At 37.7% G+C, this 13,557-nt stretch carries 9 protein-coding genes and 2 pseudogenes; 6 read left to right on the top strand and 5 right to left on the bottom strand.

Features of this window, described 5'->3' with window-relative positions:
• Nucleotides 1–4: 4 nt before the first annotated feature.
• A pseudogene (locus BTO22_RS16980) lies at nt 5–1,244 on the bottom strand (IS91 family transposase).
• Nucleotides 1,245–1,340: 96 nt separating this feature from the next.
• Between BTO22_RS16980 and rsgA the strand changes: the two are divergent.
• From rsgA to BTO22_RS16965, 3 genes and pseudogenes are all read left to right on the top strand, one after another.
• Nucleotides 1,341–2,109 (top strand): annotated as a pseudogene (gene rsgA / locus BTO22_RS16975) (ribosome small subunit-dependent GTPase A); the annotation flags it as partial.
• Nucleotides 2,110–2,201: 92 nt separating this feature from the next.
• Entirely contained in the window at nt 2,202–2,648 is a 447-nt protein-coding gene (gene soxR / locus BTO22_RS16970) for a redox-sensitive transcriptional activator SoxR (protein WP_105056482.1), read from the top strand.
• A 119-nt stretch (nt 2,649–2,767) separates the two neighbouring features.
• Complete coding sequence (locus tag BTO22_RS16965) at nt 2,768–3,019, top strand: hypothetical protein (protein WP_105056481.1); 252 nt, start codon at nt 2,768–2,770, stop codon at nt 3,017–3,019.
• A gap of 163 nt (nt 3,020–3,182) precedes the next feature.
• Here BTO22_RS16965 and BTO22_RS16960 read toward each other — a convergent pair whose 3' ends face one another.
• Both BTO22_RS16960 and BTO22_RS16955 read right to left on the bottom strand, forming a co-directional pair.
• Nucleotides 3,183–3,416, bottom strand: coding sequence for a D-fructose-6-phosphate amidotransferase (locus tag BTO22_RS16960; protein WP_105056480.1), 234 nt, complete (start codon nt 3,414–3,416; stop codon nt 3,183–3,185).
• 228 nt (nt 3,417–3,644) lie between these two features.
• On the bottom strand, nt 3,645–4,544 hold the full coding sequence (locus BTO22_RS16955; protein ID WP_105056479.1) for a LysR family transcriptional regulator: 900 nt from the start codon (nt 4,542–4,544) through the stop codon (nt 3,645–3,647).
• Nucleotides 4,545–4,853: 309 nt separating this feature from the next.
• On the opposite strand from BTO22_RS16955, the gene BTO22_RS16950 reads away from it, so the two are divergent.
• Complete coding sequence (locus BTO22_RS16950) at nt 4,854–5,039, top strand: hypothetical protein (RefSeq protein ID WP_105056478.1); 186 nt, start codon at nt 4,854–4,856, stop codon at nt 5,037–5,039.
• A 55-nt stretch (nt 5,040–5,094) separates the two neighbouring features.
• On the opposite strand, the gene mepA is transcribed toward BTO22_RS16950, so the two are convergent.
• Nucleotides 5,095–5,829, bottom strand: a complete 735-nt coding sequence (mepA, locus tag BTO22_RS16945; protein ID WP_258132662.1) for a penicillin-insensitive murein endopeptidase — start codon at nt 5,827–5,829, stop codon at nt 5,095–5,097.
• Between the two features lie 481 nt (nt 5,830–6,310).
• Here mepA and BTO22_RS16940 point away from each other — a divergent pair, with 481 nt between their 5' ends.
• Nucleotides 6,311–8,677: a cellulose-binding domain-containing protein gene (locus BTO22_RS16940; protein WP_105056476.1), complete on the top strand. Its 2,367-nt coding sequence runs from the start codon at nt 6,311–6,313 to the stop codon at nt 8,675–8,677.
• A 180-nt stretch (nt 8,678–8,857) separates the two neighbouring features.
• On the opposite strand, the gene BTO22_RS16935 is transcribed toward BTO22_RS16940, so the two are convergent.
• Complete coding sequence (locus tag BTO22_RS16935; protein ID WP_105056475.1) at nt 8,858–11,446, bottom strand: hypothetical protein; 2,589 nt, start codon at nt 11,444–11,446, stop codon at nt 8,858–8,860.
• A 585-nt stretch (nt 11,447–12,031) separates the two neighbouring features.
• Here BTO22_RS16935 and BTO22_RS16930 point away from each other — a divergent pair.
• Nucleotides 12,032–13,549: a peptide MFS transporter gene (locus BTO22_RS16930; RefSeq protein WP_105056474.1), complete on the top strand. Its 1,518-nt coding sequence runs from the start codon at nt 12,032–12,034 to the stop codon at nt 13,547–13,549.
• Nucleotides 13,550–13,557 lie beyond the last annotated feature (8 nt).

Raw genomic sequence — 13,557 nt, 5'->3', positions numbered from 1 at the left:
AAAATTAACGGAATTGGTATAATACCGTCTTTCTTATCAATTCTTCGCGTGATTCACCTGCTCTAAAACTAACGAATTCTAGACCGTCATTGCACAACAAACATGCGTACGGGTCGACATTAGCATGTTGCTTCAACATGCTTGCATAGCAAGGTAACGCTGGCGCGTCCTTGCTTTCCATCTCTAACGCATCATACACTTTCGGTAGGGCTTCGCCTCTACGTTTATTCGATAAAAAACCGTAATACCTGATCATCTTAAAATGTTTATCTGGGATCTGCTCTATGAGCCGACATATTAGCTCTTTTGCCGTTAATATCAGCTCTTCTTGCGTTAGAGTCATTGTCTTGTGCTCACCATCTCTATGGTCTAAATACTTAAACACCACTGTTCCTCCGCTATAATGATGCAGCCTTGAGGCAGATATCGGCGGGCGCTTTAGGTAGCGACCTAAATAATTCACGGTTTGCTTTAATAGCTTAGTCTTCTTTGCAAAATGGATGTTCCAATATCTTTGATATTGGCGCTCTAAGAAAAAATTCCATTGACGGTAATCCTGGATGTGCTCAGTGCTCCCTGTTGATAAATTTAGCTCATCGTACTTTCGTCTGAGTAAATCAATTAAACTTCGACGCTAGTGATACTCCACATGCTTCTTTTTGAAATAGATAGGCTTGCCAGTTATCATTTTCATCTAAACCACCTCGTGTGACGGATAAATGAATATGAGGATGCCAATTGAGGCCTCTGCCATAGGTGTGTAAAGCACCAAATATACCGACGTCAAGGCCCATTTTTTTTGCCCAATTTAACAAGGTATTCGCAGCAAGATAAAATAAGTCATTTAAGAGTTCAGGGTTTGCGTCGAATATTGGCCAAAGTTCACTAGGCATGGTGAACGTGATGTGCTGATGCTCGCAATCTGGCATCACTTCCAGCTGCGTGGCTATCCATTGCTCTGTAGATTTTGTACCACAAGAGCTGCACGCCTTCGTCTTGCAACTCTGGCATATTACTTTCGTGCAGTGACAGTTTGATTTTTCACAACCGTAGTGTTTTGCCCCTATCGCATTGGTACCACACGCAAGCATTCTTTCTATACAAGTTATTTGCCACAGACTGAAGGTATGAGCGTGTTTCCATAGCGTTTTTTCCCAAGCGTTGTCTTTTTCAAAAAGCAGCTTAGTGGCACGAGGGATAAATTCTTTTTGGGCATGACGTCGGCGTCTGTAGTTGCGTGGCAAGAGGTGAGTAATTCGAGATAAGAAAGGATGCAGGGATCATATGTTGAATACATAATTTAACGCGGCCTCGCTCGATGCGCAGCATCGCTATCTTGAAAAGTGACAATACAATTGATAGCCTCAAATGTAGACAGTGTAATGATTGTTTGTTCTTTAAATAATGACTTTAATTTAAGCCGTATTGAACGCTATCTTGCTATCGCAAAAGAAGCAGAAGTTGAGCCTGTTATTGTGCTAACAAAAGCTGATTTATGTGACGATGTTGATGATAAGTATGACCAAGTTCAAAAGCTGAATCGAATGATGAGTGTGTATACTGTTAATGCATTAGATACAGATGACTTGATTGCTCTGCATAGCTATTGTAAAAATGGGAATACGGTGGCTTTTTTAGGTTCTTCAGGTGTAGGTAAGTTAACTTTAGTAAATGGTTTATTGGGTTTTGAAGCATTGAAAACAGGTGGTGTTCGTGAAGATGACAGTAAAGGCCGTCATACAACGACTCATCGAACACTTAAGCTAATGCCTCTGGGCGGTTTGTTGATGGATACTCCAGGGATGCGAGAATTGCAGTTAAGTGATTGCGAGCAAGGGGTGAGTGAAACGTTTAGTGAGATAAGAGAACTCGCTTTACAGTGTCGTTTTGGTGACTGTTCGCATAATACAGAGCCGGGTTGCGCTATTCAAAAAGCATTAACAACTGACTTGTTGGATGAGCGTCGCTTTGCTAGTTATCAAAAACTCATGCGAGAACAAGCTTTCAATGGTGCGACTCTTGCAGAAAAAAAAGCGAAAAAGTAAAGCTTTTGGAAAAATGATAGGAAACGTCCAATCAGAATCTCGGAGTCGTAAAAAGGGATATTAATTAAATTAACTGCCCATCTTTATGATGAGCAGTTTTGTTTTTTTAGAATGTGACGTTAAGATTCTTTTTAATGTTCACTTTAGGGAAAAGAAATGCTGGACGAAAAAACGTTACTAACAATAGGAATGCTTTCTGAACGTAGTGGAGTTGCGCATTCTGCCTTACGGTTTTATGAAACAAAAAGATTAATAGCGTCTATTCGAACTTCTGGTAATCAACGTCGTTATCACCCTTCAATGCTCCGTCGAATTGCGCTTATTCAAGTTGCGCAACTTATTGGTTTTACACTGGAAGACATAGCTAAAGAGCTTGAAGACTTACCAATGAAAAAGACGGCCACTAAACGTGATTGGGAAAAGGTAGCGAGTAAATGGCAAAAAGATCTCGACGCTAAATTACATCAAATACAATTGCTTAAAGATAACTTAACGGGCTGTATAGGTTGCGGTTGTTTGAGCATGGAAAAATGTCAGTTATTGAACCCAGATGACATTTTGCATGAAGAAGGCTGTGGGGCTCAGAGAATTAACTTAGAATGAATCACAATTGAGGTGATAGAGATAGAAAGAATCGTTTTGTACGGTAGCAATATTGCCTTGGTAAGATAAAAATCGTACCATCCTGTGATTATCGATTGAGTCTACAAGAGAATAGCAATATGAACCAAGAATTAGAGATGATCACGAACCTAGAAGATCTAGAAACATTTATTGTTGCTGCTGAGAATGGCGGCTTTGGTTTAACTAACGTTGCTGGCATTGCAATGGCAACTAACAATAAAGACGGTCGTCGTTTTGTTGCTGTATTAGATGATAAGCACCAATTGCTTTTATCTCGCTGGGTAACGGAAGAAGTATTTCAAACCGGCCAAGACTTAGTGCGTAATGGTTCAAACCGCACAACGCACTAATTGAGTTATATTGTCTCTATTTTTCTAATTGGTGCTTAAAGGTAATTAGAAATAATAGAGATAAATATAATGCAAATGAAAAAATAAACGTTATATCCTTCACAATCCATTCTTTATCACCCTAATCAAGCCTTTAATTTTTCTTTGCATATATCAATGCTGTTTACGGTATTAGCACATTCAGGTGCTTGATATACTTCTCGATAAAGTAAGGTGGTATAACAAAGACGATAAGATAAAAAGACTGCTCTAAGAAGGTTGATGCAATCTGTGTTTCTTGATTTAAGTAAGCAAATAGAGCAAGCATATTTAATAGAACATAAAGTGCAACTAAAGCCGTTAAAGCAACCAAGATCAAACCAAGAAGGTCTCTTTGAAATACTTTTGATATAGTCATTTTCATTCCCTCAAAAATGTAATGTGCATTTTAATCTACGCCTAATCAGTAGGTGTTTTTTTGAGCTATATCAATGTTTGGTTTGGGAGAAGATGAAAAGTAATATTTACAATTTAGTAATTAAACTAAAAGGGCTAAGACATTTCCATGAAGAGAGGTCTTAACCCTGTTGGCTTATGCTATAAATTATCGTATAAAGATAAAATATAGGAAGTGAAATCTCTCTTTTTATCCTTTAATTCTCGCCACAATAAAATCAACCGCAGCTTTTACTTTTGGTGTTGAATACGCCAGTTTTTGATACAACATATATACTCCGAGTGTTTGGTTTTGCGTGATGTTTAATGGTTCATCAAAGTGAAGTTCAATAAGTTCATTACACTCAAAATAAGGCTGTAATACCCAACGAGGCATCATGATAATCCCATCGCCTTTTACTGCTTTATCTGCCAACCACTGACCATTATTTGTTGTGAGTAAACTAGGGGCCGAGACGTCTTGCCACTCACCGTTTATTTCACTTAACCAAGGCGTGGGACCGTGAGGTGTTTTGAAAAATAAGCCCTTATGATTAGGTAGATCTTTTGTGCTTTTAGGTTGTCCATACTGCTTAAGATAAGCAGGAGAAGCTGCAGGAATAAATTGATTATCCATAAGATGAATCGCAACCACACGTTCATCAGGTGCAAAGCCCCCACGAATAGCAATATCAACATCGTCTCTATCTAGTTTAGAGAGTTGATCGTTTAACTCTACATCTAAAACAATATCTGGGTAGAGGAGTGTAAATTCATCCAATATTGGAGCAAGAATACGCTCACCAAAACCAACCATAGAACTTATTTTAAGTGTGCCTGTTGGTGTGGTTTGGTAATCTTTTACTGCTTTATCGCATTGTTCTAACTGTTGAATTAGTGTCGTAATTTGATTGTAGTATTGCAAGCCCACTTCAGTGAGAGAGACGGTTCGAGTCGTTCGTTTTAATAGTTGAGCACCGAGTGAGGCTTCAAGATCGGCGATTCGACGTGAGATAGAAGAGGCGGGAACATCAAACTTTTTAGCGGCAGCAGAAAAGTTACCAGCCTCTACTGTCGCGGTGAAATATTTTAAAGCACGTAATTGATCCATAATCTTATTGTTGCCTTTTTAACAATAGAGTTGCCTATATTAGCGTCTATAACTAATTAAAAACAGAAGCAATGTAGGAGGCAAAATGTAGATACCGTATCTTTAATCTGTACGAAAGTTCGTAGAGGCATTGATGTATGAAGGGGGAAGGTGAGTGTAATTCAATAATAATAACCTAACAGGTTTGAATATCTGTGTTTACGCGGTAATTACAAACATAAAAAAACCTTGTAATTCATAAGGTAAAAATCTGGTTTCATAAAATGAAAGTGGTAGCATGATTGGGTATGTCATTAAAGGAACAGAAAAATGGTCACAACCACTCCAAAGTATTTTAAAGTTAAAGTGAATACAAGCAAAGGAAGCTCTTACTGGACACTCAGTGGTTCTACTGTGATTTTAGAAGATGCAGCTGTATTTTCTATGGATTCGATGCCTGATTTTTTTCGCCAATCGTTGGCTCAGAATTTTATTGAATTGATGCCTGTCGAGTAAATCGAGCGAGCATCAATTGAATCGTCAGTAGTATTAGTTCATCGTTACAAATTAATTAAAGAGTATTTAGCATTTCAGTACATTGTTTTGGCATAACGGGTGCAGGTGCTCTTTTTTTCTGTGGGGTTGGATTGACTCGCCAGCTTTGAGCTTCATATCCACAACCATCCCCTTCTGGTGGCTCGGCTTGGCTAATACAGTTTTTATCTTCTGGTGGGCATTTAAGGCGTACATGCATATGAGCACTGTGTCCCCACCAAGGACGCACCTTGCGTAACCATTCTGTATTCCTATTTTCTTCTTCGCACAGTTTTTCTTTGATTGCAGAGTTAACGAATATACGAGCTACTCTTTCATCTTTTGCTGCCATTTTAATTAATTCAAAGTGTTCTGGTTGCCATTGTTTATCGCGAATGCTTGATGTCGGTTTATCGACAAGGCTAATCGAGTAGGGCTGTTTCAGCTCTTTTTCTGTTAGTGGTTTATTTAATAAGCGTAACCAAATATCGACATCAAGTCCTGTTTGGTGGCTAGAATGTCCATGAGAAAATCGCCCTCCTTGTGGTAAGGACATGTCAGCAATTAAAAGCTGTTTATTGAGTTTCATTTCTGATTTAAGAGCAAGATCTTGAATAAAACTGATGGTGTCTGAATGAGCAAAATAACGCTTACGTTCACTACGAACCACTTGATAGCCTTTTCCGGTTAAAGGCAACGCCTTCGCACCTTCTAAACAACCATTCGCATAGCTCCCAATTGATTCAATCGCTTGAGTCGTCGGGAGTTGCATTGACTCCCATAGGGTCGCATTCAGAGATAAGCTATAACAGCTAAAATAAAAAGCAATGAGACAGTAACGCATTTATTATTTTCACCATTATTAATAAATCATAGGTTATGAGTGAGGCAATTTAATTCATCTCTTGTTAAAGAGTAACGTACATCTGACCTATGATCATAGCATTAACATATTATGAATACTTATTTGTGTTTAATGGTTTTAATTGAGTAGTGATTGAATGCAGGAAAACGAGTTTCTATTTTAGAGTTACTTCTCATTTATAAAGTATCATTTCTTTTATTACCGACTTTTTTTAGACATGACATTTATATTTTATTAATTAAATCAATTGAATATTGTCGTATGAAGTTGTCCATGTTACATAGATTAACAATGATCTTAAGGTAATTACACTGAGTGAAGTGTTAATCATCAATGAGGATCAGATTATTAGTCTGTTGGAATGCGTAAGCATGGAAGTAATTAAATAATGATAAAAATAAATAAAATAACAGTAGCGATATTAAGCGTGATGCTTAGTGGTTATGTGTATGCTTCTGATGAAAATCAGACATCTAGAGTTGCTCCTTTGGCTATAGGTGGATTATGTGAGAGTTTTAATATTTATCCCGATTGGACACGAGGTGATCATGCTGGCGGTGGTGATATTATGGTTCATAAGAACATCGCCTATTCTGCGGTTTATTGGACTCAAACCGTTCCCGGTAGTGATTCTTCATGGGCTCTTCACTTAAATTGTGATGGCTCAGAGCCAGGAACCGCTCCGGTTCTTTCGTTACCAAACCCGATGGATCCTATTCGTTTAGAAGTTGCTGGCTGGCCAAATACATTTGTAGTTGCTAGCCCATCATCAGTAGCACCTACAACGTTAACGGTTGAGACGAGCAAAAGTACAGAATTAACCGACTTAAATCAGCTAACTAGTACGTTTGTATCTATTATTGAAGTGATTGATCAAGCGAGTTCTTCATCAATTATTATTAACAGTGATGTGCTTGATAAAGCGATACAAGATAAAAATGTATTAATAGATAATATCGCAGTTAAAGAGGCGCTAATAAACGCGATAGATATTACTGGCAGTAAAATCGATATTACTCAGGTCAATGCACTTAGCAATGACCTGAAAGGGTGGGCTCAAGCTCATAACCTTATCGTATCAACGCTTGCGCCAGAAGCGAGTTTTGGATGGTCTTTAAGTATTGGTGATTTTGCTTACGATACACATTCAGGAAGACAATCTGTGTGGAATGCAGCATCTAATTATACTGTAGATGTACTTGATAAATTAGAACTTTATAAAGTAGCAGCAACCAAAGCTGATTTTGTAGCTTTCACTAAATCAAGTGCAGCCACTGCATTGTCAAGTGAGCAATGGCACAACGCACTTGAGTATGTGAAACAAGTTACAGATTACGTGAAGAGTCCCGCGATGTTGGCTAATATGTCAACAACTCAAGCTGCTGACTATTTTATGGGCCAAACCACCAAAGAACAAAAGATTCGTAAAGCTGCGTACAGTAACGTATTTGCTATTTTATTTGATAAAGATACGGCTGAATTAACAACTAAAATTGAACGTTATCAAGATGCGAAAGTGCCACTATACTACGTTGGTGAAGAGTTAGAAAAAGGTTCATTAACACGTATTGAAGCATTGAATAGCGAATTAACCAATGCTACCGATGTGATGGATAACGAAGTGTTCTTATATGAAACACCGCAATCTCAATGGGTTCCATCAACTGTATATAAATGGCCTGATTTCCTTGATGGCCTAAATGCGATGCACAATATTGGTGTTGCAGGTAATAAATTCTGGCTACTAAGTGACGAAGTCGATGATGCCACCAACATCATTTATGCAAAAGTTGCTATTGCTGCTTTTTTAGCTCAAAGCATGCAAGAAACCATTCGTTATAATGCTTGTGATGAAAACAACTGGTCTGAAGTAAAATATGGTGCACCAACAGACTACCCGATGTCAGCGAGTTGTGGGCAGCTTGGTCAAAAATACGCAGATTACGGCGTTAATCCTGTTTCCGGTTTAGACTTTGCTTATTCTTGTCCTCGTGACAATAAAATGGAAGTTAGCGCATTAACGCATGCTAAATGGTATGGTGCGCCAGCTCCAGTATTTGCAGCGCCAGATGCTGTATTAGAAGAGCGTGGCCTGCTTGTTAATGGTAGCGTTGGTCGCTGGACAAACAATGGTCACTGTAATTCGGTTCCAGAAAAAGTAGATACCTCGAAGCAAGTATGGGAACGTGACGAATGTAAAATTTACGTTGGTCAAAAAGCGGGTTCTTTCCTATGGGATGGAAGTAGCCAAGAAAGTGTAGAGGGCTGTGGTTGGTGGGGGCGTGGTGTTATTCAAACAACAGGACGTCAGAACTTTGGTACGTTGAACCATTATTTAGGACGTTCACACGTAGACCCTGAGACGATTGGTAAAACGATTGATGGCATAACAGTTGAAGCTCCACCGACAAATCCATTATACGCAGATCTTGATCTATGTTCGAATCCAGGACTGATTTGTAGTTCTGAAGAGAATAAAGAAATTAAATGGATTGCAGGCTTATTTTACTGGGTAACATCAGTGCAAGCTTATTCAGATATCGGGGGGCAATACGCGGATTGGAATTACTATAATGAAATTAAAAAATACGTTGATAGTGGCTTAAAAGGTACTCAATTTATTGATGACGTTTCTGGTATTGTAAACCGTGGTTGCCCTGATACGACTTGTTCTACAGGCGATGTTCATAATATTAAAGAACGTCAAGCCAACTTTAAGTTAGTGTTAGAAAAATTAGGCCTTAACCCGCAATAAATGGATAAATATTTTTGATATAAAATGAAATGAAAGTATTTAATAATCAAATGTTTAATTTTTAAGTGAGCTCTTTGGCTGAATATTATTGAGTCGAGTTGCTCACTAGATTAAGCTTATTAAAAGTGCCCCCATAGTTATGTTATTAATTATGGGGGCTTTATTAGTATATTTTTACTGTTAGTAAGGTAGTTCGTTTGCTAGCTCGTTGTACACATCAACGAATAACTTAGCAAAATGTTTTTCGGTCCAATTACAAGGCACCGGTGGACAGTCTGGATACCAGTTATTCCCTATTTGTTCTCCGAGATATAGGGCAAAATCATATATATCACCACGTTCAACTTTATCTAATTCTTTATCTGATAATCCAAATACAGTTCCGGCATTGCTTCCAAAACTAAATGTATTTTGGAATCCTGATGTTTTTCGGTAATTAGTAAAAGCATTTGAATTTGATGTTATGTCAAGTAGGCTTGCATATTGTTCTTCAGTTTCAAACGTTGCACCATAAAGATACATTTCGTGACCATAATTTTCTTTATAATTCATTAGTTTATTTTTAAATAAATCATTAGATACAATATAGGCAACATTAGACAGTAGCTCTAAATGTCGTTTCGCACTTTTTGCATCCCAAGGCACTTCTGCTGTTGGATTAGTTAGTAAACGATCGGTAAATTCGATATCCCATGTAACTGAAATCTTTTTCAATTTTTCAAGTAATGGGTGTTTTGTATCGGTTGAAAAACGTGAATCAAATAGGTGCTGTGTACCGTAATGACCATAAGTATTACCTACGCCATCAAGTGAACTTAACATCCCTGTATAATTATACACCCCACTACCATCTGTAGTGTTAAAGCTATTATCAATATTTAGAGTTGAAATAGGCAGAGTGATGCGCGTGTATGCTGGTAATTTATTTAAATTTGCTAGGCGACCCCAACGATGTTGACTATGTGCTTTAATATCTAGATTTAGATTGTGCATGTCGATTTCAGTAAAGTTAGTAATTTCTACTGTGTTGCGATCAATTAAACGCACATTTACCATTGAGCCTGTATTAGCCGATAGAGACCAAAGGCCTTCGCTTAGTCCGTCTTGAAGAATTTTTTGTACCTTAGCTTCTTCTGGTAATGCATCAAACTCTAGTTGTGCAGTAGGTACATATGCATTTGGAGTAAACTCAAGAGTATCTAACTTGTTAAACTTGACACTTTCTATAATCGAGTTATTTAAGGATACAATTTCGTCATCACGTACAAGTAAATCACTACCATTTACCCAAAAATGATCGATTAAGTAAACCGCTTTTTCTGCATCTTTGAATTGATAACCGTTAGCAACAAATTGTTGAATATCATACATTGCAAATCGGGTGGTTGATTCGGTGTATTGGCCATTATTTTCTTTAACAAAGATATAGTCGTTATTTGCATCCATAGCTTCAAATCCATCAAGGTCTTGAACTATTGGTTGAAGTGTTACACCTTGTGATAAGGCTGATAAATCGTAAACGGCTGAACCTTGTGTCCCCCCAGCTAGTAATTTCTGGCCAATAAATTCAAGTGTCGATGGACGTCCATTTGTATATGCTAAGTAAGCGAAAGGTTGAAGTGTTTTTGTTTCACCTAGGTTTGCTGTTTCATTATGATAAATGGTGATTTGGTTTGCATCGGCGACTAAAATATATTGGTCATTGATTGCAATACTACCATTACCGTCATGTTGAACTGCCAAAGAGTATTGATATTGATTGGTTTCACCATTAAATGCATCAATGCGGTTATGAGCTTGAATCGCGGATACAAACAGTTGCGACTTGTGAACCCTAAGGTCATCTAAGCTTTCGTATGGTTGAGCTTCGTTAATACCCAAAATTTTGGTCGTTGTATTTGCTTTGGAGTCAAAGATACCAACCATAGGTGAATCGTAAGGTTTATTTTCAGCTATTGGTGAATGAGCAACGATGACTTTATCACCTAACTGTTCTATTGATACCATATTGGCGTATTCTGCATTTACACCAAATTTGTAAGGAGCAATATAAGTAGCATCGGTAGGTTCGTTTGTTTCTGAACCATCAAAGCAAGTTAATGCTTCATTTAGAATAAAATTACTCTCAAGATGACCATTCGGTAAATACTCGAGTACACAGCCATTACCCCAATTGTAGTTGCCCCATTGTTTATTTACGATAACGGCGCCACCTTCGTACCAAGAAAACTCCCAATCTTGATCAAAGAAGCTGAATAAGTTGCGCGTTGCACTATCATCAGCCCAATTACGTAGTGGGATGATTGGTGTTCCATGCTGTCCATCAATTTCATAATTAATGCCGTTAATTTCTATGAATTTTTTACCGTCTTTAAAAAAGAAGAAATCTGGATTTTTTGCGAATTCTTTGAGCTCATTTACTCGATGAACCATTTTTTTTGCCATTTCATTCATAATTTGGACGTATTGGATTTTATTTGTTTCTTCAATATATGGAGTCGGCTCTGTTATTGGAGCTGTTGGCAAAGTTATTTCAGGTGTTGTTGGCTGGGATTTAGCGACAAATATCCAAGGTGATTCCCATGAATTTTGTGTCATAGCACTTGGTGATTCATCAGGGTTTGCCCACCATTGAGTTTCATAGATGCTACCATTGAATTCAACTTGTTGGTTAGTAGGATAACTTTTATTTGGGTCATATCTTTCAGCCGCAAACAAAGACGTTGATGTAGCTAATAATATTGAGAGCGATAATAAGGTTTTTTTCATTTTGAACTCCATTAAATATAAAATTATTCTTATTCAGCATTAATATGCTAAGTGCTAATTTTATAAACTTATGAACAATAATCATGAGTTTTATATATAAAATCAACAAAGCTATCATAGGATATATTTATGGTGTGAATTATTTTTTTTTGTATATTTGAATTAGAATCGCTTTTATTTATGCACTGCTTGAGCTATTTAACTTATTGCTGTGCTGTAAATCACCTCGTATTAATGGTGGTGAGTGAGGGTTTTGGTTTGTTTTTATTTGTAAGTAATTGATTTTTATCTTTAAGTTTTCGATTGATTGAGGTTCTGTGATTTCCTGGTTTCTTAATGATCCATTTAACTATTTGTTGTTCTGTATTGTATTTTTTGGGGGTACCTACACTGAGCTGTAATTAACATTAACATCAGTTAAAAATACGTTAAATTAGGGTTAATGTCGCATTCTGTAAAAGAGAACTTCTTGACTCGGCAGTTTGGGACTTGTGTATCACACCGAGTAATAACGAGATGATATAAAGAAAAAAATACACCTATAAATAGTAAGTGTAAATGTCGTTATTATTCTGGAGTAGTAGTATGCAAGACCATAACGCACGATTTCCCACGATAGCTAAAGTTCTCATTCTTAGACAATTTTTATGGGGTGCCGCCTTCTATGGTGCCTTTGTCCTTTTAACCAAATTTTTCCTTAACGATCTTAATTACAGTGAAGCTGATACCATTATGATGATGGGGGCTTTTGGTGCCGTAGGGCCTGTATTTTCAGCGGTAGGTGGCTTTTTAGCAGATAAATTTATCGGTGCGTTCCGTGCTGTATATATTGGTTATGCGACCTATCTAGTTGGATTTCTATTGTTAGGTATTGGTGCAAGTCAGCTTAATGTACCAATGAGTATTTTAGCGATTGCATTAATTGGCTTTGCTCGTGGTTTGTCTGCGACGTGTCCAACCGTGTTGTTTGGTAATTCCTATTCTGAAACTAACCGTGAAGCTTTCCAACAAGGCCTTACGGTTAACTATTCAATTAATAATCTTGGTTCTTTTTCTGCTAAATATCTTTTTCCTTTTTTAATTACTTATTTAGCATACCAAGGTGTTTTCTTTGTATCAGCAATACTAATGGCGCTCACCTTGGTTCTGTTTTATAAGTACCGTAAAGAGCTTGCAAGTGTCGGTAATGATTTAGATAAAGCACCCTTGTCAGTAAAAACTTGGGTATCATTCTTTGCCGGTTCAGCAGCAATGCTTGGCTTAATATTTTGGATTTTCTCAAACCTTGATACGGGTAAATACATTCTTTATGAACTAGGTTTTGGCGCTATTGGCTACTTCATTTATGAAATAACAAAAGCAACGCGTGCTTTCCAATACAAAATGGTCGCTGTTTTGATCACCGTCTGTATTCTTATCGTGTTCTATTTCTTTTATGGCCAAATGTTTACGTCAATGAACATGTACGCAATTAACTTAATGGGCGATACCTTACTTGGCTTTATTCCTATTCACCCTGAATCGAACATGGCATTTAACCCGCTATGGTGCTTTGTGCTTGGCGGCCCAATGATCCAACTGTACGCATGGTTAGATCGTAAAGGGTATTCACCAACCATCCCAACGAAAATTGCAGGCGCATTTATGCTAAGTACTATCGCCTTTGCTTTATTGGGATTATCAGCAGGTTCAATGGGGCCAGATGGTAAAATTTCGGCTAACTGGATCTTATCTGTTCACTTCTTCCAATCAGGTGCAGAGCTTATCGTAGGGGCTTTAGGTGCAGGCTTTATTTTTGAAATGGTGCCTCGTTATCTTGCGGCATTCTCGATTGGTTTACGTGCGGTAGCAATTTCATTAAGTGGTATTTTAGCCGCTGTAATTGCAACCAAAATCGCGTTACCTAAAGACATCGTTTTCACGCCAGAAGTGGTGGAAACGGTCTATACCAGCTATTTCTATATGTTAGCGCAAGTGGCGGCATTTATGGCGGTATTGACCTTAGGTTTATCTAAAGTGATTCAAAGATTAATCGCTCGTGGAGAAGAGTTAGAAGCTGAAGAGAAAGAAGAGGCGACAATGAAACCAGACGTACAAAGTTAATGTAGCTC

The organism is Aliivibrio sifiae (assembly GCF_002954705.1).
In the GTDB taxonomy this organism is placed as follows: Bacteria; Pseudomonadota; Gammaproteobacteria; order Enterobacterales; family Vibrionaceae; genus Aliivibrio; species Aliivibrio sifiae_A.
Note: the sequence above shows the minus strand (reverse complement) of the source record. Positions and strands in the feature narration are given on the sequence as shown.